Origin of the sequence: Curtobacterium sp. BNK-1 (assembly GCF_048685235.1) — a bacterium.
GTDB classification, from domain to species: domain Bacteria; phylum Pseudomonadota; class Gammaproteobacteria; order Enterobacterales; family Enterobacteriaceae; genus Pantoea; species Pantoea agglomerans.
In genome coordinates this window covers 2,065,166-2,083,793 of record NZ_JBLQTJ010000001.1, presented here as the reverse complement: position 1 = coordinate 2,083,793, position 18,628 = coordinate 2,065,166, and the positions used below count along the sequence as shown (strand labels likewise).

At 56.5% G+C, this 18,628-nt stretch carries 19 protein-coding genes; 10 read left to right on the top strand and 9 right to left on the bottom strand.

Annotation, left to right across the window (positions count from 1 at the left end; genetic code table 11):
• Positions 1-27: 27 nt before the first annotated feature.
• Positions 28-1,125, bottom strand: a complete 1,098-nt coding sequence (locus ACMGGP_RS09920) for a glycerol dehydrogenase (RefSeq protein ID WP_010258605.1) — start codon at positions 1,123-1,125, stop codon at positions 28-30.
• A gap of 154 nt (positions 1,126-1,279) precedes the next feature.
• On the opposite strand from ACMGGP_RS09920, the gene ACMGGP_RS09915 reads away from it, so the two are divergent.
• Positions 1,280-1,900 (top strand): LysE family translocator, encoded by a 621-nt coding sequence (locus ACMGGP_RS09915; protein ID WP_033757930.1) that lies wholly within the window; start codon positions 1,280-1,282, stop codon positions 1,898-1,900.
• 4 nt (positions 1,901-1,904) lie between these two features.
• Here the strand turns inward: ACMGGP_RS09915 and cmoB are convergent, their stop codons facing one another.
• The 4 genes from cmoB to ACMGGP_RS09895 all read right to left on the bottom strand — a co-directional run bounded on the left by cmoB (position 1,905) and on the right by ACMGGP_RS09895 (position 4,966).
• Positions 1,905-2,873 (bottom strand): tRNA 5-methoxyuridine(34)/uridine 5-oxyacetic acid(34) synthase CmoB, encoded by a 969-nt coding sequence (gene cmoB / locus ACMGGP_RS09910; protein ID WP_010258611.1) that lies wholly within the window; start codon positions 2,871-2,873, stop codon positions 1,905-1,907.
• Positions 2,870-3,598, bottom strand: a complete 729-nt coding sequence (gene cmoA / locus ACMGGP_RS09905) for a carboxy-S-adenosyl-L-methionine synthase CmoA (protein WP_010258614.1) — start codon at positions 3,596-3,598, stop codon at positions 2,870-2,872. Before cmoA ends, cmoB begins: the two co-directional genes overlap by 4 nt.
• 81 nt (positions 3,599-3,679) lie before the next feature.
• Entirely contained in the window at positions 3,680-4,075 is a 396-nt protein-coding gene (locus ACMGGP_RS09900; RefSeq protein WP_498798397.1) for an MAPEG family protein, read from the bottom strand.
• 69 nt (positions 4,076-4,144) lie between these two features.
• The gene (locus ACMGGP_RS09895) at positions 4,145-4,966 is read right to left on the bottom strand and encodes a DUF72 domain-containing protein (RefSeq protein ID WP_498798396.1); all 822 of its coding nucleotides are present in this window, start codon (positions 4,964-4,966) and stop codon (positions 4,145-4,147) included.
• 211 nt (positions 4,967-5,177) lie between these two features.
• Between ACMGGP_RS09895 and aspS the strand changes: the two genes are divergently transcribed.
• The 6 genes from aspS (at position 5,178) to ruvB (ending at position 10,704) form a co-directional block, all read left to right on the top strand.
• Complete coding sequence (gene aspS, locus ACMGGP_RS09890) at positions 5,178-6,956, top strand: aspartate--tRNA ligase (protein ID WP_010258624.1); 1,779 nt, start codon at positions 5,178-5,180, stop codon at positions 6,954-6,956.
• Positions 6,956-7,387, top strand: a complete 432-nt coding sequence (gene nudB / locus ACMGGP_RS09885) for a dihydroneopterin triphosphate diphosphatase (protein ID WP_033769243.1) — start codon at positions 6,956-6,958, stop codon at positions 7,385-7,387. Before aspS ends, nudB begins: the two co-directional genes overlap by 1 nt.
• 284 nt (positions 7,388-7,671) lie before the next feature.
• Positions 7,672-8,415: a YebC/PmpR family DNA-binding transcriptional regulator gene (locus ACMGGP_RS09880; RefSeq protein WP_010258633.1), complete on the top strand. Its 744-nt coding sequence runs from the start codon at positions 7,672-7,674 to the stop codon at positions 8,413-8,415.
• Between the two features lie 37 nt (positions 8,416-8,452).
• Entirely contained in the window at positions 8,453-8,980 is a 528-nt protein-coding gene (gene ruvC, locus ACMGGP_RS09875) for a crossover junction endodeoxyribonuclease RuvC (protein ID WP_003849205.1), read from the top strand.
• Between the two features lie 96 nt (positions 8,981-9,076).
• Entirely contained in the window at positions 9,077-9,691 is a 615-nt protein-coding gene (ruvA, locus tag ACMGGP_RS09870) for a Holliday junction branch migration protein RuvA (RefSeq protein WP_010670803.1), read from the top strand.
• Positions 9,692-9,699: 8 nt separating this feature from the next.
• The gene (gene ruvB, locus ACMGGP_RS09865) at positions 9,700-10,704 is read left to right on the top strand and encodes a Holliday junction branch migration DNA helicase RuvB (RefSeq protein WP_010258640.1); all 1,005 of its coding nucleotides are present in this window, start codon (positions 9,700-9,702) and stop codon (positions 10,702-10,704) included.
• Here ruvB and znuB read toward each other — a convergent pair whose 3' ends face one another.
• Together znuB and znuC are read right to left on the bottom strand one after the other, a co-directional pair.
• Positions 10,705-11,490 (bottom strand): zinc ABC transporter permease subunit ZnuB, encoded by a 786-nt coding sequence (gene znuB / locus ACMGGP_RS09860; RefSeq protein WP_498798395.1) that lies wholly within the window; start codon positions 11,488-11,490, stop codon positions 10,705-10,707.
• Positions 11,487-12,242 (bottom strand): zinc ABC transporter ATP-binding protein ZnuC, encoded by a 756-nt coding sequence (gene znuC / locus ACMGGP_RS09855; RefSeq protein WP_022625516.1) that lies wholly within the window; start codon positions 12,240-12,242, stop codon positions 11,487-11,489. Before znuC ends, znuB begins: the two co-directional genes overlap by 4 nt.
• Positions 12,243-12,319: 77 nt before the next feature.
• On the opposite strand from znuC, the gene znuA reads away from it, so the two are divergent.
• From znuA to lpxM, 3 genes are all read left to right on the top strand, one after another.
• Positions 12,320-13,267 carry a zinc ABC transporter substrate-binding protein ZnuA gene (gene znuA / locus ACMGGP_RS09850; RefSeq protein ID WP_033757918.1) on the top strand — a complete coding sequence of 316 codons (948 nt, stop codon included), beginning with the start codon at positions 12,320-12,322 and terminating at the stop codon, positions 13,265-13,267.
• Between the two features lie 13 nt (positions 13,268-13,280).
• Positions 13,281-14,612 carry a murein DD-endopeptidase MepM gene (gene mepM, locus ACMGGP_RS09845; RefSeq protein ID WP_010258653.1) on the top strand — a complete coding sequence of 444 codons (1,332 nt, stop codon included), beginning with the start codon at positions 13,281-13,283 and terminating at the stop codon, positions 14,610-14,612.
• Between the two features lie 125 nt (positions 14,613-14,737).
• On the top strand, positions 14,738-15,712 hold the full coding sequence (lpxM, locus tag ACMGGP_RS09840; RefSeq protein WP_022625518.1) for a lauroyl-Kdo(2)-lipid IV(A) myristoyltransferase: 975 nt from the start codon (positions 14,738-14,740) through the stop codon (positions 15,710-15,712).
• Positions 15,713-15,831: 119 nt separating this feature from the next.
• Here the strand turns inward: lpxM and ACMGGP_RS09835 are convergent, their stop codons facing one another.
• Positions 15,832-17,064, bottom strand: a complete 1,233-nt coding sequence (locus ACMGGP_RS09835; RefSeq protein ID WP_022625519.1) for an MFS transporter — start codon at positions 17,062-17,064, stop codon at positions 15,832-15,834.
• An 84-nt stretch (positions 17,065-17,148) separates the two neighbouring features.
• A complete protein-coding gene (pyk, locus tag ACMGGP_RS09830; RefSeq protein WP_031591426.1) occupies positions 17,149-18,591 on the bottom strand; it encodes a pyruvate kinase in 1,443 nt (480 codons plus the stop codon).
• Positions 18,592-18,628: the final 37 nt, after the last annotated feature.

Genomic DNA, 18,628 nt, shown 5'->3' with positions numbered 1-18,628 from the left:
GCGATCGGATGATCGCCTGTCGGGTGACTATTTAACCGTCTGACTAAAGGCATCCAGCGCCAGCAGCGCGTTTGCAATATCTTCCGGTGAAAGGTTTGGATTAAGGTTTTTCAGCGTGTCGCCCTCACTGTTCGCCAGTGCACCCACTTTGACCAGATTCTCCCAGCTCTCATTTTCCAGATGCAGCTCCCGGAGCGTGGTCGGCATGTTGATCGAGCGATAGAAGCGGATATAGCGCGCAATGTCCTCATCCGGACGCTTCTCAAGGACCATCTGCGTCAGTGTGCCGTAGGCGACTTTCTCGCCATGGGTCAGATGGTGGATATCACCATCAATCGCGGTGAACCCATTATGAATAGCGTGCGCAGCTGCCAGCCCTCCGTTTTCAAAACCCAGCCCTGATAGCAGCGTATTCGCCTCAACCACCGCTTCCACGGCGGGCGTCACTCGTTTTTGGGTGACGGCAACATAGGCGCTGTAACCCCAGGTAAGCAGCGTTTCTTCACAGGCACGGGCAATCGCCAGTCCGGCAATTGTCGGATCACCATTGACCATCGATTTTGAATGCGAACGCGCCACCGCCTGCGCTTCAACCCAGGTCGCCAGTCCATCGGCAATGCCGGAGGCAAAGAGTCGTGCTGGTGCACTGGCGCAAACTGCGGTGTCCACCAGCACCAAATCAGGATTTTTGCTGTAGAAGCGATAGCTCTCAAATACGCCGCTGTCAGAATAGATGACCGACAGCGCGCTACAGGGGGCATCAGTGGAGGCGATAGTAGGCACGATGGCTACCGGCTGCTTCAGCTCATCCGCCACCGCTTTAACCGTATCCAGCGTTTTGCCGCCGCCCAGCCCGACAACCACGTTACAGCCCTGGTTTTTCGCCAGCTGGCTCAGACGGGTGATCTCATTGCTCGACGCCTCGCCGTTGAACTGGTGCCAGTTGAAGGTAACGCCCGCCTTTTGCAGCGCCTGTTGGGCGCGTTCGCCAATCAATTTCCAGACGACATCATCCGCGACCAGGAAAGCGTTATCACCCAGTTCGGCCACATAGGGACCCAGCTCATCCAGCACGCCCGCGCCCTGCACATATTTACGGGGTGAAGAGAAGATAAATTTACTCATAATCACAGCTCCTTAATATGAAGTTAAACCGCCCTTAGCCTGGCACACGCTGACGAACAGGGAGAGTGTCCAGGGTGAGATAATTCTACGGGCCTGTTACGCTGGCAGGACACCCATACGCTGCTGACCGGCTGTTACCTCCAGGAAGAACGCTATGACCACCACGCTGTTTTCATTTCTGTTTGCCATCACCATACTGACGCTGACACCGGGCTTTGATACCGCGCTGGTGCTGCGCTCAGCAGTCGCTCAGGGCGCAAAGCGCGCCAGCGTGACGGCACTGGGTATCACGCTCGGCTGTCTGGTCTGGGGTGTCGCGGTGGGATTCGGATTAGGCGCGCTGCTGCTGGCCTCCGAAATGGCCTATAACCTGCTTAAGTGGCTGGGTGCCGCCTGGTTACTTTATCTGGGGCTGAAATTGTTGCTGAAACCCCGCCAGGCAGCAATCGACTCGCAACAACCGGCGCTGCAACAGGGCTATCTTGCCTGTTTCAGCCGCGGGCTGCTGGGCAATCTGCTAAACCCCAAAGTGGGCATCTTCTATGTGAGTTTTTTGCCACAGTTTATCCCGGCGGGGGCGTCGGTGGCGCTCTGGTGTAGTCTGATGGCGCTGGCACACATGCTGCTGGGGCTGATCTGGAATGCGGTACTGATTGGCGGCAGCCACTATTTCGCCGGTCATTTGCGCAAACCGCGGGTGCTGAAGGTGATGGATCGCCTGACCGGCTGTGTGTTTATAGGATTTGCGGCGAAACTGGCGTTGTCTCGCCGCTAGGGCATTACGGTTTGGTGGCGACCAGCACGGCGCGCAGAGGCGCCGGATAGCCCTCGACCGTTTTGCTGGGGTCATCGGGATCGAGGAATTCAGCCAGAGACTCGCTGGTCATCCAGTCAGTACGGCGTTGCTCTTCAGTGGTAGTGAGGGCGAAATCGACAATCCGGACATCGACAAAGCCGCTTTTTTCCAGCCAGCTTTTCAGCGCTTCAGCTGAGGGAATGAAGAAGACATTGCGCATCTGCGCATATCGCTCACCGGGCACCAGCACCTGATTTACATCGCCCTCAATCACCAGCGTCTCCAGCACCAGTTCGCCACCGCTGACCAGCTGATTCTTAAGCTGTAACAGGTGATCGAGCGGCGAACGGCGGTGATAGAGCACGCCCATCGAGAACACGGTATCGAACGCCTGCAATACCGGTAACTGCTCAATGCCCAGCGGCAGCATATGCGCCCGACGATCGTCGTTCAGCAGCTTACGCACCGCTTCGAACTGCACCAGGAACAGCTGCATTGGATCGATGCCGACCACCAGATGGGCACCCGCGCCAATCATCCGCCACATGTGATAGCCACTGCCGCAGCCCACATCGAGCACTGTGCGGCCGGCCAGCGGAGAGATGTGCGGTAGCACGCGCTCCCACTTCCAGTCAGATCGCCATTCGGTGTTGATGTGGGTGCCATAAAGGAAATAGGGCCCCTTACGCCACGGCATCAGGTTGCGCAGTAATTTCTCAATACCCTGACGATGGCGATCGCTGATGTCATCGCGGTCGGCAGTAACGCTGTGCAGCAGGTCAAGCTTTTGAGGTTCCAGCAGGGGCAGATACTCCAGCGACTTGTACCAGTCGCGGAAGTGCCCATGCAGGTTTTCACGCTGCCACTCGCTGATTTGCGCCGGTAACACTTCCAGCCACTTCGCCAGCGGTCCCACCGCAATTTGCTGATAAAAACGGCCAAAGTCGATCATTTCAACGCCACCAGAGATCCAAAATTAAAGCACTGGAACCAGAGTTCGGCGTGCGAGAAACCGGCCTGTTTCAGACGGGCTTTATGAGCTTCAACGCTGTCAGTCAGCATCACATTTTCCAGCATGCTGCGTTTCTGGCTGATTTCCAGTTCGCTGTAGCCGTTGGCGCGCTTGAAGTCGTGATGCATGTTAAACAGCAGCTCACCGACTTCGGCATCTTCAAAACTGAATTTTTCTGACAGCACCAGCGCGCCGCCCGGTTTCAGTCCCTGCCAGATCTTTTCCAGCAGCGCCAGACGCGCAGGCGGTTCCAGAAACTGCAGTGTAAAGTTGAGTACCACCAGAGAGGCGTTCTCAATCTCAATGTCGCGGATATCCGCTTCCAGCACCGTTACCGGTGTGTCCGCGCGAAACGCATCAAGATGGCGACGACAGCGCTCCACCATCGCCGGGGAGTTATCCACTGCGATGATCTGGCAACCCGGCACCTGAATATTGCGGCGCACCGACAGGGTGGCCGCGCCCAGCGAGCAGCCCAGGTCATAAACCTTGCTGTCCGGGGTAACAAAACGTTCTGCCAGCATGCCAATCATCGAAATGATGTTGGAGTAGCCCGGCACCGAGCGCTGAATCATGTCAGGAAAGACTTCAGCTACACGCTCGTCAAAAGTCCAGTCGCCCAGTTTTGCAATGGGCGCTGAGAAGAGTTGATCGCGGTCAGACATATCGAAAATCCGAAGAGACGACGGAAAGGGCGCTATTCTCGCAGAAAGTGGGGCGGGCTGCACCCCTTAACCCAGGCCAGCTTAATGCAGCGTCAGCACCAGTTCCCACGGCATATAGATCAGGTTAAAAATCACCATGCCGCACAGGGAAAACAGCGTCAGCAGCATGCCATATTTGCGGCCTGCCATGGCGCTGCTGCGCAAACCCCAGGCGTGCAGCAGGCGACTGATAAAGAACAGCAGACCCGTGAGATGCACCATCCAGATATCGGCACCGTTCATCTCCATCATTACCAGCAGAAACAGCGCCAGCGGAATGGTTTCGATGGCGTTGCCGTGAATGCGAATCGCCACTTTCAGGTCGTGGTAGCCGCCATCGCCATACGCCACACGGTAGAATCGGCGATAGCGGACCACGTCCAGCGTGAATTTCATCACCAGTAATGCACCCATCACCACATATAACGCGCTAACCATAGCCACCCCTGCGACTGTCCATAATGCTTCTATTCTAACGGGCGTGCAGCCCGCTGTCCTGGGCAGGAATCAAAACAGTGACGTCTGCTGCGGCCAGTCCGGTCCGCTACCTATGCCGGGATCGATCTGTTGTAGCTGCGGCCAGAGCGCCTGCACCAGCGGAAAGACCTGACCCATATCGGGCGTGTGCAGAAACAGCATGGCGTCGCCCTGTTGCTGCCATTCTGTCAGCTTGTCACGCCAGATCTGAAACAGCGGCACGCTCTCTTCCACGCTGTCACTGCCGATAAACCGCACCATCGGCTGTGAGCCTGTTCGCAATGCATGAGGCGGCACCCGGGGTTTTTGCGCGCGGGCTACCAGCGCGGCCGGACTTTGCGAGGTAGAGGCGTGAACCGGACGGCTGTCGAGCATCACGCGATTGATGCCGCGGGCCAGCAGGCCGCGATTCAGCGCCCGTTCGGCATCCCCTTTAGCGAAGAAAGCGGGATGGCGGACTTCGACGCCGTAGTGAAAACGGCGCGGCAGGCTGTCGAGAAAACGCCACAGGTCGTCGAGCTGCGTCGGAGAGAAGCTGGCAGGCAGTTGCAGCCAGTATTGACCGATGCGATCGGCCAGCGGCTCCATCAGGCGCAGGAAATCGGTCAGCAGGTCGTCGCTGTGCTGCAGCGCCGCCTGATGGCTGATGGTATTGGGAAATTTAAAGCAGAAGCGAAACGCATCGTGCGTCATATCGCGCCAGCGCATCACCGTTTCTGGATTCGGCAGCGCATAGAGCGTGGTATTTCCCTCTACACAATGGAAATAGCGGGCATAGTCCGCCAGGCTTTTGATGCCCCAGCGTTTCCAGTGTGAATGCTGCCACTGGGGCAGGCCAATACGAAGTGTCACGCGCGCTCCTGGCTGCAGATTAAGATACCCCATTATCCGCTATGGTCAGGCTGGGGGGCAAATGCACAGAGGAAATCGGCGCTTTGGCGCGGATCTGCTTATCCTGTCTGGCTTTTTCCATTATAATGACCGCCATTTTTGCGACAGCATCGCAACAGGTAACGCGGCCGGATGCTGTCAGATGCAGCGGCGAAGTTAAAAGGATAGTGTTATGCGTACAGAATATTGCGGACAGCTCAATCTGTCTCATGTGGGTCAGCAAGTCACGCTTTGCGGCTGGGTAAACCGCCGTCGCGATCTGGGCAGTTTGATTTTTATCGATATGCGCGACCGTGAAGGCATCGTGCAGGTGTTTTTTGATCCCGATCGCCAGGACGCATTTAAGCTGGCTTCTGAACTGCGTAACGAATTCTGTATCCAGATCACCGGTACCGTGCGTGCGCGTGATGAGAAGAACAAAAACAGCGACATGGCGACCGGTGAAGTGGAAGTGTTTGCCCAGGCACTGACCATCATTAACCGCTCTGAGCCACTGCCGCTGGACTCGAATCAGACCAACAGCGAAGAAGCGCGCCTGAAGTACCGCTACCTGGATCTGCGTCGCCCTGAGATGGTGACGCGTCTGAAAACCCGCGCAAAAATCACCAGCTTCGTTCGTCGCTTTATGGATGACGAAGGTTTCCTGGATATCGAAACCCCGATGCTGACCAAAGCGACGCCGGAAGGCGCGCGTGACTATCTGGTGCCAAGCCGGGTACATAAAGGCAAATTCTATGCGCTGCCGCAGTCACCTCAGCTGTTTAAACAGCTGCTGATGATGTCCGGTTTTGACCGCTACTATCAGATCGTTAAATGCTTCCGCGACGAAGATTTACGTGCCGATCGTCAGCCAGAATTTACCCAAATCGACGTGGAAACCTCCTTTATGACCGCGCCACAGGTGCGTGAAATCATGGAGCGTTTAATCCGCAATCTGTGGCAGGACGTGCAGGGCGTTGACCTCGGCGAGTTCCCGCAGATGACCTTTGCGGAAGCGATGCATCGCTACGGTTCTGATAAACCGGATCTGCGTAACCCGATGGAGCTGGTGGACGTCGGCGACCTGCTGAAAAACGTGGAGTTCCAGGTCTTCTCTGGTCCGGCTAACGATGAAAAGGGCCGTGTTGCCGCGCTGCGCGTGCCGACCGGTGCACAGCTGAGCCGTAAGCAGATTGATGAATATGGCAAGTTCGTGGAGATTTACGGCGCCAAAGGTCTGGCGTGGATGAAGGTTAATGTCCGTGCTGACGGCCTGGAAGGCGTGCAGAGCCCGGTTGCCAAATTCCTGAATGCGGAGATCGTGGAAGGCATTCTGAGCCGCACCGGCGCTCAGGATGGCGACATTATCTTCTTTGGTGCCGATCGCGCCAAAGTAGTCGCGGATGCACTGGGTGCGCTGCGCCTGAAAGTGGGCCGCGAGCTGAACATCACTGATGAGAAAGCCTGGGCACCGCTGTGGGTGATCGACTTCCCGATGTTCGAAGAGGACGAAGAGGGCGGTCTGGCTGCGATGCACCATCCGTTCACGGCGCCAAAAGAGATGAGCGCAGAAGAGCTGGCCGCCGATCCAACCCGTGCCGTGGCGAATGCCTACGACATGGTGATCAACGGTTATGAAGTGGGCGGCGGTTCAGTGCGTATCCACAACGGCAAAATGCAGCAGACGGTGTTCAGCATTCTGGGTATCGAAGAGCATGAGCAGCGTGAGAAGTTTGGCTTCCTGCTGGATGCGCTGAAGTTCGGTACGCCACCGCATGCGGGCCTGGCCTTTGGTCTGGATCGTCTGACCATGCTGCTGACCGGCACCGATAATATTCGTGACGTCATTGCGTTCCCGAAAACCACGGCGGCCGCCTGCATGATGACCGAAGCGCCAAGCGAAGCTAATCCGGCTTCCCTGCTGGAGCTCGGCATTCAGGTCGTTAAAAAAGAAAAGCCTGAGAATAAATAATGGGCTATAAACACCCGGTTTCAGTGCTGGTCGTCATTTCGGCGCGCGATACTGGCCGGGTGTTGATGCTGCAGCGGCGTGACGATCCCACGTTCTGGCAGTCGGTCACCGGCAGCCTGGAGGCGGGAGAGTCACCGCTGGCGACCGCGTGTCGTGAAGTGAATGAGGAAATCGGCATCGACGTGCTGGCCGAGCGGCTGGAGGTGGAGGATTGTCAGCGTCAGATCGACTTTGAAATCTTTCCCCATTTCCGCCATCGCTACGCCCCTGATGTCACCCATAATCACGAGCACTGGTTTCGCCTGCAACTGCCGACGGAGCGCGATGTGATGCTCACCGAGCATCTGGCGTTTCGCTGGATGGCACCCGCTGACGCTGCAGCATTAACCCGATCATGGAGTAACCGCCAGGCAATTGAAGAATTTATCTGAATGCTCGCCATCGCCCGGTATTCCGGCGGCGGATAGATTAAATTTTATGAATCTGGTGAGTTTTAACAGGACTTCACCAACATATTGAACAGTCAGGCGTAATCGGCACCGTGAGGTTGTTCACCGCCCGCGCGACGTCGTCAGCGTACGCTTGTACGTGAGGATGCTTCGCGACGCTCGCCCTCGGGGCATTCAGGTTGTCAGTCACCTGTATGCGTACGGACGGTAAACAGGCTCGCAAGCAGGATAGCCTGCACCCTGTAAAAGATCGGAGAAAATTTAAAATGGCAGGACACAGTAAGTGGGCAAACACCAAACACCGTAAAGCGGCGCAGGATGCCAAGCGCGGCAAAATCTTCACCAAAATCATTCGTGAGCTGGTGACGGCGGCCAAGCTGGGCGGCGGCGATCCGGGCTCAAACCCGCGCCTGCGTGCAGCGATGGATAAAGCGCTGGCGAACAATATGACGCGTGACACCATGGATCGCGCTATCGCGCGCGGTGTGGGCGGCGATGACAATGCCAACATGGAAACCATCATCTATGAAGGCTACGGTCCTGGCGGCTCGGCCATCATGATTGAATGCCTGAGTGACAACCGTAACCGTACCGTGGGCGAAGTGCGTCACGCCTTCACCAAAACCGGCGGGAATCTCGGCACCGACGGCTCCGTGGCTTACCTGTTCAACAAAAAAGGCGTGATCTCCTATGCGCCGGGTCAGGATGAAGATGCGGTGATGGAAGCGGCTCTGGAAGCAGGCGCAGAAGATGTGGTCAGCTATGACGACGGCGCAATTGATGTCTTCACCGCATGGGAAGAGATGGGTACGGTGCGTGATGCACTGGAAGCACTCGGCCTGAAAGCGGACACTGCAGAAGTGGCGATGATCCCGACCACCAAAGCCGAAATGGATGCGGAAACCGCACCTAAACTGCTGCGTCTGATCGACATGCTGGAAGATTGCGACGATGTGCAGGAGGTCTATCACAACGGTGAAATCTCCGACGAGGTAGCGGAAACGCTGTAATGGCGTCTGCCGTAATCACTTTAACCAAAGAGGCGTAATGTCGATTATCCTGGGTATTGATCCCGGCTCACGCATCACCGGTTATGGTGTTATTCGTCAGACTGGCCGCCAGCTCACTTATCTGGGCAGCGGCTGTATCCGTACTAATACCACCGAGTTGCCCGCCCGTCTGAAGCTGATTTATGCGGGCGTCTGTGAAATCATTACGCAGTTTTCACCCGACTTCTTCGCCATTGAACAGGTGTTTATGGCGAAGAATGCAGACTCCGCACTGAAGCTCGGCCAGGCGCGTGGTGCCGCGATTGTTGCCGCGGTAAACCACGATCTGCCGGTGTTTGAGTATGCCGCCCGTCAGGTAAAACAGACCGTGGTTGGCATCGGCAGCGCCGAGAAAAGTCAGGTGCAGCACATGGTGCGAACCCTGCTGAAGCTACCGGCGAACCCGCAGGCGGATGCCGCCGATGCGCTGGCGATTGCCATTACGCACTGTCATGTGGCTCAGAATGCGGCTCGCATGAGTGACAGTAAGCTGGTGCTGACGCGCGGACGGTTACGCTCAGGTTAGCCGTCATCGCTCAGGCCGCACTCACAGGCTGGATATTCATCCAGCCTTTTTTATGTTATAAAATCCGCCACATTCGTTAGTTAAGGAAGCGTTCAGGTGATAGGTCGTTTACGGGGCAATATTCTGGAAAAGCAGCCGCCACTGGTGCTGCTTGAGGCACACGGCGTCGGCTATGAAATTTATATGCCCATGACCTGTTTTTATGAGTTGCCTGAACTTCAGCACGAAGCGGTGATTTTTACCCACTTTGTGGTGCGTGAAGATGCGCAGCTGCTATTTGGTTTTAACAGCAAGCAGGAGCGCGCGCTGTTTCGCGAACTGATTAAAGTGAATGGCGTCGGACCTAAGCTGGCGCTGGCGATCCTCTCCGGCATGTCGGCGCAGCAGTTTGTGACCGCTGTTGAGAAAGAGGAGATTGCGTCACTGGTGAAATTGCCAGGCGTGGGCAAAAAAACGGCTGAGCGTCTGGTGGTCGAGATGAAGGACCGCTTCAAAGGAATGCACGGCGACCTGTTTGGCGGCGATTCTGCCTTTACGCTCACCACGCCGAGCGCCGAGCCGGAAACCAATGATGCGGAAGCCGAAGCGGTTGCAGCGCTGGTATCACTGGGTTATAAACCGCAGGAAGCGAGCCGTATGATCAGTAAAGTCGGTCGACCGGATGCGGATTGCGAAACCCTGATCCGCGAAGCGCTACGCGCCGCCATTTGAGGTAAGTCATGATAGAAGCCGACCGCCTGATCTCCGCTGCCAGTATCAGCGAAGAAGAGGTTATTGACCGCGCTATTCGCCCGAAGATGCTGACCGAGTATGTCGGTCAGCCGCAGGTGCGAGAGCAGATGGAGATTTTCATCAAGGCAGCGCAACTGCGCGGCGATGCGCTCGATCATCTGCTGATCTTCGGTCCGCCGGGACTGGGTAAAACCACCCTGGCGAACATCGTGGCCAACGAGATGGGCGTCAATCTTCGCACTACCTCAGGTCCGGTGCTGGAAAAGGCGGGCGACCTGGCGGCAATGCTGACCAACCTTGAACCGCATGACGTCCTGTTTATCGATGAAATCCATCGCCTCTCACCGGTGGTGGAAGAGATACTCTACCCGGCGATGGAAGATTATCAGCTGGATATCATGATTGGCGAAGGCCCGGCTGCGCGCTCAATCAAGCTCGATCTGCCGCCGTTTACCCTGATTGGCGCCACTACGCGTGCTGGCTCGCTGACCTCGCCGCTGCGCGATCGTTTTGGCATTGTGCAGCGGCTTGAGTTCTACCAGGTTAAAGATTTGCAGCACATCGTGGGCCGCAGCGCCGCCTGTCTGGGTCTGGCGCTGAGTGACGAAGGGGCGTTAGAGATCGCCCGTCGCGCCCGCGGCACACCGCGTATCGCCAACCGCCTGCTGCGCCGCGTTCGTGACTTCGCCGAAGTGCGGGCAAATGGTGACCTGAGCGGTGAAGTCTCCTGCAGCGCGCTGGATATGCTTAACGTAGACAGCGAAGGGTTCGATTATATGGACCGTAAACTGCTGCTGGCGATCATCGACAAATTTATGGGTGGGCCGGTGGGGCTGGATAACCTGGCTGCTGCCATTGGTGAAGAGCGCGAAACCATCGAAGATGTGATTGAACCCTTCCTGATTCAGCAGGGCTTCATTCAGCGCACACCGCGTGGCCGGATGGCCACGCAGCACGCTTATCGTCACTTCGGCATTACGCGCGAAGAGTAATTAGACTGCTGGTTTCCGGACCATACTGAAAGTAAACAGGATGGCGGCGCAGAGCACCACTGACGGCCCGGCAGGGGTGTCGTAGAAGGCGGAGAAGGTCAGGCCGCCGGTGACGGCAATCACCCCGATGACTACGGCGACGGCCGCCATGCCTTCCGGTGAACGCACAAAGCGACGAGCGGTCGCAGCGGGGATAATCAGCAGTGAGGTGATAATCAGCGCACCCACGAACTTCATTGCCACTCCGATAGTCAGTGCCGTGACCAGCATCAGGATCAGACGGGTACGCTGGATATTGACGCCGTCCACCTGGGCCAGTTCCGGGCTGATGGTCATCGACAGCAGCGACCGCCACTGCCATGCCATCACCAGCAGCACGATCACCACGCCGCCACCCATCATCCAGAGGTCGTCTGGCGTCACCGCCAGCAGATCGCCAAACAGATAAGCCATCAGATCGACGCGAACGTTCTTCATCAGGCTGACCACCACCAGGCCCAGCGACAGCGCGCTGTGCGCCATAATCCCCAGCAGGGTATCGATAGCCAGATGTGGACGACGCTCCAGCCAGACCAGTCCCAGCGCCAGGCAGACCGTAACCAGAATCACCGCGTAGTAAGGATTCACGTTAAACAGCAGGCCAAATGCCACGCCCAGCAGAGAGGCATGTGCCAGAGTATCGCCGAAATAGGACATCTTGCGCCAGACAACAAACGATCCCAGCGGACCGGCAGCCAGCGCTAACATCACACCGCCTATCCAGCCCGGTAATAACAACTCAATCATGATGGACCCTGTCCTTTGCGTAAAACGATACGTCCCTGAAGGTCGTGACGGTGATTATGATGATGACGATAAATCGCCAGCTCCTCCGCGCCGCGCGGACCAAACATGGCGATAAATTCCGGATGCTGCGATACCGCTTCCGGGGTGCCGGAACAACAGATGTGATGGTTAAGGCACAGCACTTCGTCGGTTTTGGCCATCACCAGATGCAGATCGTGGGAGACCATGAGTACGCCGCAGTTCAGTTCAACGCGTAACTGATTGATAAGGTCATAGAGTGACACCTGACCATTCACATCCACACCCTGGGTAGGCTCATCGAGTACCAGCAACTGAGGCTGATTCAGCAGGGCGCGCGCCAGCAGCACACGCTGGGTTTCACCACCGGAAAGCTTTTGCAGCGGGGCGTTGAGCAGGTGACCCGCCTGCACGCGTTTCAGTGCCGGCAGGATCTCGGCGTTTTTGCTGCCACGGGTCAGACGCATAAAGCGTTCAACCGTCACCGGCAGGGTCGGGTCGATGTGCAGCTTCTGTGGCACATAGCCAATTCGCAGTCCAGGATCACGCTTAACGCTACCGGTGGTGGGAGCGAGCAGTCCCAGCACCACACGCACCAGCGTTGATTTTCCGGCACCGTTAGGACCCAGCAGGGTGAGGATGCGGCCAGGCTGCAGTGCCAGGCTGACACCGGATAACACATTGCGCTGGTTAAACTTTATCGAAACATTATCGAGTGTGACAAGTGAGGTCATAGTATTTACAGGTTGCACAGAATTTCGAATGTTATAATATCACATTCCACCTCATGGTCACGATGGAATGACGCAATATGTTACATAATAAAAAGGGCGCAATTTTCGCCTTAACTGCTTTCTCCGTTACAGCTTCGTTAACCCTTCCAGCTCAGGCGAATGTCGTGGCTTCACTCAAACCGGTAGGGTTTATCGCTGCGGCCATTGCCGATGGTGTCACACCGGTTGATGTTCTGCTACCGGACGGTGCCTCTGAACACGACTATTCCCTGCGGCCCTCAGATGCAAAACGCTTAAAAAACGCGGACTTAGTTGTATGGGTCGGGCCTGAAATGGAAGCCTTTATGGCGAAGTCTGCGGCTGAACTTCCGGCCCAAAAAAACCTCGCGATGGTGAACATCGACGGGGTAAAACCGTTATTGATTAGCGGTGGTGAAGATGAAGATGAACACACAGCGGAAAAATCCGAAGAACAGGAGGCCGATGCCCATCACCATCATCACGGCGAGTTTAATATGCACCTGTGGTTGTCGCCAGAGATTGCGCGCAAGACCGCGGTTGCAATCCATGGAAAATTATTGGAACTTATGCCGCAAGATAAAGCCAAACTTGACGCCAACCTCCAGCAGTTTGAGGTAGCTTTGGCGGACACGGACAAACGCGTTAGCGCACAACTCGCTCCGGTCAGAAATAAAGGATATTTCGTTTTTCACGACGCTTACACGTACTTTGAAAAACAATACGGTCTCTCGCCCACCGGGCACTTTACCGTCAATCCTGAAATTCAACCGGGCGCTCAGCGTTTACATCAGATACGAACACAGTTGGTTGAGCAAAAGGCGGTCTGCGTCTTTGCTGAGCCACAATTCAGGCCAGCAGTCATCGATGCTGTCGCCCGCGGAACGCAGGTGCGTAAAGGCACGCTCGATCCCCTGGGAACAGACATCAGCTTAGCCAAAGACAGCTATGTGAAATTCCTCTCACAACTGTCGAGCCAGTATGAAAGCTGCCTGAATGGAGCATGAGGAATAGGTAAAAGTGCAGCAGATAGCCCGCTCTGTCGCCCTCGCATTTAATAATTTGCCGCGCCCCCACCGCGTAATGCTGGGTTCTTTAACTGTAGTCACTCTGGCCGTCGCTGTCTGGCGGCCTTACGTTTATCATCCTTCGGATGATGTGACGCCCATCGTCAAAAACATTGAACTGGATAAGAACACCTTCCGCACGCTGTTGCCGGAAGCCAGTGAGCCTATCGATCAGAGCACACCGGAACCGGAAGAAGAATTGCCTGCGGACGATGTGGACACTGACGTGCCCGAAACGGCCGGTGTTCACGACTACACCGTTTCATCCGGCGATACCCTGAGCAGTGCCCTGAATCAGTATGGCATCGACATCAGTGACATTAATGCGCTGGTGATGAGCGATCGCGACCTGCGTAATCTGCAGGTTGGTCAGCAGCTGAGCTGGACGCTGGATGATGATGGCGGCCTGAAAACCCTGAGCTGGGAAATTTCCCGCCGTGAAACCCGCACCTATGAGCGCACCCCTAAAGGTGGCTTTAAGATGGATGCGGAGATGCAGAAGGGTGAATGGCGCAACAGCGTGATGCAGGGCGAAGTGCGCGGCAGTTTTGCCGCCAGCGCCCAGCGTGCCGGACTGAGCAGTGCCGAAGCCAGCGCCGTGATCAAAGCGCTGCAGTGGCAGATGGACTTCCGTAAGCTGCGTGCGGGTGACCAGTTCAGCGTACTGATGTCACGCGAAATGCTGGATGGCAAGAGTGCGCAAAGCCAGTTGCTGGGTGTGCGCCTGCGCAGCGGGGGTAAAGACTATTACGCTTTCCGCGCCGAAGATGGCAAGTTCTACGATCGCAGCGGCTCCGGTCTGGCGCGCGGCTTTATGCGCTTCCCGACGGTTAAGCAGTATCGTGTCTCCTCTAACTTTAATCCGCGTCGTCTCAACCCGGTTACCGGCCGCATAGCGCCTCATAAAGGCGTCGACTTTGCGCTGCCGATCGGTACGCCGGTGCTGGCAGTGGGTGATGGTGAAATAGTGGTGGCGAAGAACGGCGGTGCCGCGGGTAACTACGTCGCCATTCGTCATGGCCGTCAGTATATGACGCGCTATATGCACATGAAGAAAGTGCTGGTGAAGCCAGGTCAGAAAGTGAAGCGTGGCGACCGTATTGGACTGTCAGGCAACACCGGACGATCTACCGGGCCGCATCTGCATTTCGAAATCTGGATCAATAATCAGGCGGTCAACCCATTAACGGCGAAACTGCCGCGGATGGAAGGCCTGACCGGTAAAGATCGCAGCGATTACATGGCACAGGTTAAATCCTGGTTGCCTCAGCTGGGTCTGAAGTAAGCGAATTTCGTCAAATCGCGCAAAAACCGACGGGTTTCCCGTCGGTTTTTTGCTATATGGCGCAGGATGATTGCAAATTTTCAGGTCGTCACTATCATTAGCCGGTCATTGCTTGAGGCGAGTGCATGGAAACCCGTAAAAAAAATAACACTGAATTTATTCCCGTTTTTGAACGTTCTTTTCTCAAACCTAAATACTGGGGCAGCTGGCTGGCGATTGGTGGTCTGGCCGCGATGGCGATGCTACCGCCGAAAGTACGCGATCCTCTGCTGGGTCGGTTAGGCAAATTCGCCGGTAAGCTGGCAAAGGGTGCACGGCGCCGTGCGCTGATTAACCTCTATTACTGTCTGCCGGAACTCAGCGAGGCGCAGCGTGCGACGCTGGTCGATGAGATGTTTGCGACGGCACCGCAGGCGATGGCAATGATGACCGAGCTGGTGCTGCGCGATCCGGCACGTATCCGTGAACGTGTAGAGTGGCATGGTCGTGAAATTATCGACCAGATGAAAGCGGAGCAGCAGAATGTGATTTTCCTGGTGCCGCACGGCTGGGCGGTGGATATCCCCGCCATGCTGCTGGCGTCAGAAGGTCAAAAGATGGCGGCGATGTTCCATAACCAGAGCGATCCGCTGATGGACTATGCGTGGAACACCGCACGCCGCGGTTATGGCGGACGGCTGCATGCGCGCAACGACGGAATCAAACCCTTTATCAGTTCAATCCGCCAGGGCTACTGGGGCTACTACCTGCCCGATCAGGATCATGGCCCGGAGCAGAGTGAGTTCGTCGATTTCTTTGCTACCTATAAAGCGACGCTGCCTGCGGTAGGGCGACTGATGAAAGTGTGCCGCGCGCGCGTGGTGCCGCTGTTTCCGGTTTATAACAGCAAAACGCATAAGCTTGAGATTTATGTGCGTCCGCCGATGGACGATCTGCTGGAAGCCGACGATCACCAGCTGGCTCGCCAGATGAATGCAGAAGTGGAAGTGTTTGTCCGCCCGCATCCCGAGCAGTACACATGGATCCTCAAGCTGCTGAAGACCCGTAAAGAGGGTGACATCGAGCCCTATTCGCGCAAAGATCTCTATCCGCGCAAATAGCAAAAAGGCCGCGAAAGCGGCCTTTTCTTATCTCTTAATCACTGGCTACAGGCGTGTGTTCCCTTGCTTTGAGCTTCTGAGCTGCCTGCTCAGGACACACCTGTGGCTGGGCTGCCTTTTTATAACGCCTCCAGCCTGCTGCGACGTTTACGCTCGCGCATAAACAGGATCACCAGGCCAAACCAGAGCACGCCGCTGATAAAGTTGACCAGGCAGAACCACAGCGTGCCGCCGCTGAAGTAGCCGCTTTTTGCCAGCTCAATTCCCACCGCCAGCGTCATAATACTGATCATTCCCAGCATCGCTGCCACACTGCCTTTGCCTTCGTTGCTGGCGTAGAGCGTCAGGCGATACAGTCCGGCATTGACCATGCCAGCACCAAAGGCGTAGAGACTCAGGCCAGCGGTTATCAGCAGATAACCGTGGCTGTTCATCAGGCTCGCCACCAGCGCCAGGCTCAGACCAATCAGAATCGGCCAGGCGGCGAACTTCACCGGCTGCTCAATCGGCACGCGTCCCGCCAGCTTACTCAGCGTCAGGTTACCGGCGATCATCGCCAGAAATACCGGCAGCTGCAACAGGGCGTACTGCATGCGTGACAGACCTTCGTCGTGCATCAGGATCACCGGCGAAAGAGCAACCCAGGTGAGGATCGGGATAAACACCAGCCCGATAGCGAAGGAACCAAACATCACCAGCCGGTCTTTCATCAGCCGGCCATAGTTGCGTGCAAGATTGGGCAGGGCGATGGAATGACTGCGGTCACCTGCGGTTTCGGGCATCACACGCCACAGCACCACAAAGGCGACCAGGCTGCAGGCGGCAAACAGCCAGAACATGCTGCGCCAGCTGCCAATGGTGAGCCAGGCTGCACCAGCAAGCGGACCCGCCAGCGGAGCCAGCAGCGCCACGTTGGCCATCAGCGCCATCATGCGCACCGCCAGCGCCTCATCGAAGGCTTCCTGAATTGCGGCATAGCCGACCGCGCCGATAAAGCAGAGGCTGATGCCCTGAATAAAGCGCAGGCTGACAAATTCCTCAATCGAGCTGACCCAGTGCATCAGCATGCAGGCGACGGCAAAAAACAGGATGCCGAAGAGCATCACCGGTCGCCGGCCAAACTTATCAGAGAGAGGACCCAGCAGCCATTGCAGCACCACGCCGCCAATCAGGTAAGCGGTCAGGGAGGTGGAGACCCATTCAGGGCCGACGGAAAATTCACTGGTGACGATCAGCATGCCAGGCTGGATCATGTCATGAGCAATATAGGTGGCAAACTCGAACAGCACTAACGCCAGAGGAAAGAGTAAAATTCGGCCGGTAAGCTGGCTGATGGGGTGGAAACGGGCCATCTGGCCTCCTTGTCAGAAAAGAAAACGCGACTGCCAGGCAGTCGCGTCGTTTATTCTACACCGACAATGTAAACCCGGGCTCAATTAATCCACGCGCAGCACACGTGTGGTATTGGTGGTGCCGGTGGCGCCCATCACATCGCCCTGCGTCACAATGACCAGATCGCCAGAGACCAGGAAGCCTTTGTCGCGCAGCAGGTTAACCGCATCGTGTGCAGCAGCCACACCGTCGTTATTGCTGTCGAAGAACACCGGCGTCACGCCGCGATAGAGCGCGGTGAGATTCAGCGTGCGTTCATGGCGTGACATGGCAAAAATCGGCAGGCCTGAGGTGATACGTGAGGTCATCAGCGGGGTACGGCCCGACTCGGTCATGGTGATGATCGCGGTAACGCCCTGCAGGTGGTTCGCGGCGTACATGGATGACATAGCAATCGCTTCTTCGACATTGTCGAACTGCACGTCCAGACGATGCTTGGAGACGTTGACGCTCGGGATCTTCTCCGCGCCCAGGCAGACCTTCGCCATCGCTGAGACAGTTTCAGCCGGATACTGACCCGCTGCGGTTTCCGCAGAGAGCATCACGGCATCGGTGCCATCCAGCACGGCGTTCGCCACGTCCATCACTTCTGCGCGGGTCGGCATCGGGTTAGTGATCATCGACTCCATCATCTGCGTCGCGGTAATGATGGTGCGGTTAAGCTGGCGGGCACGACGAATCAATGCTTTCTGAATACCGACCAGTTCCGGATCGCCAATCTCAACGCCCAGATCGCCACGCGCCACCATCACCACATCAGAGGCCAGAATGATGTCATCCATCGCTTCCTGGCTGGCGACCGCTTCAGCACGTTCTACTTTTGCGACCAGTTTGGCGTCACAACCCGCTTCGCGCGCCAGACGACGTGCCAGATTCATATCTTCACCACAGCGTGGGAAAGAGACGGCCAGATAGTCGACCCGGATTTTGGCGGCGGTGATGATATCCGCTTTATCTTTTTCGGTCAGCGCTTCAGCTGAGAGTCCGCCGCCCAGTTTGTTAATGCCTTTGTTGTTCGACAGCGGGCCACCCACGGTGACTTCGGTGAACACTTTCATCTCCTGAACTTCCAGCACTTTCAGCTGCACGCGGCCATCATCCAGCAGCAGGATATCGCCCGGCACCACATCTGCCGGCAGGCCTTTGTAGTCGATACCCACGCGCTCTTTATCACCTTCGCCTTTACCCAGATTGGCATCCAGCAGGAAACGGTCACCGATATTCAGGAAAACTTTGCCTTCTTTGAAGGTTGAAACACGAATTTTTGGACCCTGGAGGTCACCGAGGATGGCCACGTGGCGACCCAGTTTTGCGGCAATCTCACGCACTTTATCGGCACGGATCTGGTGATCTTCTGGCGTGCCGTGAGAGAAGTTGAGTCGTACAACGTTCGCGCCGGCAGCGATGATTTTTTCTAAATTATTATCACGATCGGTGGCCGGGCCGAGAGTTGTAACGATTTTGGTTCTTCTGAGACGTCTTGACATCGAGGACTCCGTAAACATTTAAGCGTGCCCTGGTCTG

What these genes read in the sequence shown, in the direction of transcription:
- ACMGGP_RS09920 (WP_010258605.1), bottom strand. Translation starts at nt 1,125, where the DNA reads ATGAGTAAATTTATCTTCTCTTCACCCCGTAAATATGTGCAGGGCGCG.
- ACMGGP_RS09915 (WP_033757930.1), top strand. Translation starts at nt 1,280, where the DNA reads ATGACCACCACGCTGTTTTCATTTCTGTTTGCCATCACCATACTGACG.
- cmoB (WP_010258611.1), bottom strand. Translation starts at nt 2,873, where the DNA reads ATGATCGACTTTGGCCGTTTTTATCAGCAAATTGCGGTGGGACCGCTG.
- cmoA (WP_010258614.1), bottom strand. Translation starts at nt 3,598, where the DNA reads ATGTCTGACCGCGATCAACTCTTCTCAGCGCCCATTGCAAAACTGGGC.
- ACMGGP_RS09900 (WP_498798397.1), bottom strand. Translation starts at nt 4,075, where the DNA reads ATGGTTAGCGCGTTATATGTGGTGATGGGTGCATTACTGGTGATGAAA.
- aspS (WP_010258624.1), top strand. Translation starts at nt 5,178, where the DNA reads ATGCGTACAGAATATTGCGGACAGCTCAATCTGTCTCATGTGGGTCAG.
- nudB (WP_033769243.1), top strand. Translation starts at nt 6,956, where the DNA reads ATGGGCTATAAACACCCGGTTTCAGTGCTGGTCGTCATTTCGGCGCGC.
- ACMGGP_RS09880 (WP_010258633.1), top strand. Translation starts at nt 7,672, where the DNA reads ATGGCAGGACACAGTAAGTGGGCAAACACCAAACACCGTAAAGCGGCG.
- ruvC (WP_003849205.1), top strand. Translation starts at nt 8,453, where the DNA reads ATGTCGATTATCCTGGGTATTGATCCCGGCTCACGCATCACCGGTTAT.
- ruvB (WP_010258640.1), top strand. Translation starts at nt 9,700, where the DNA reads ATGATAGAAGCCGACCGCCTGATCTCCGCTGCCAGTATCAGCGAAGAA.
- znuB (WP_498798395.1), bottom strand. Translation starts at nt 11,490, where the DNA reads ATGATTGAGTTGTTATTACCGGGCTGGATAGGCGGTGTGATGTTAGCG.
- znuC (WP_022625516.1), bottom strand. Translation starts at nt 12,242, where the DNA reads ATGACCTCACTTGTCACACTCGATAATGTTTCGATAAAGTTTAACCAG.
- znuA (WP_033757918.1), top strand. Translation starts at nt 12,320, where the DNA reads ATGTTACATAATAAAAAGGGCGCAATTTTCGCCTTAACTGCTTTCTCC.
- lpxM (WP_022625518.1), top strand. Translation starts at nt 14,738, where the DNA reads ATGGAAACCCGTAAAAAAAATAACACTGAATTTATTCCCGTTTTTGAA.
- ACMGGP_RS09835 (WP_022625519.1), bottom strand. Translation starts at nt 17,064, where the DNA reads ATGGCCCGTTTCCACCCCATCAGCCAGCTTACCGGCCGAATTTTACTC.
- pyk (WP_031591426.1), bottom strand. Translation starts at nt 18,591, where the DNA reads ATGTCAAGACGTCTCAGAAGAACCAAAATCGTTACAACTCTCGGCCCG.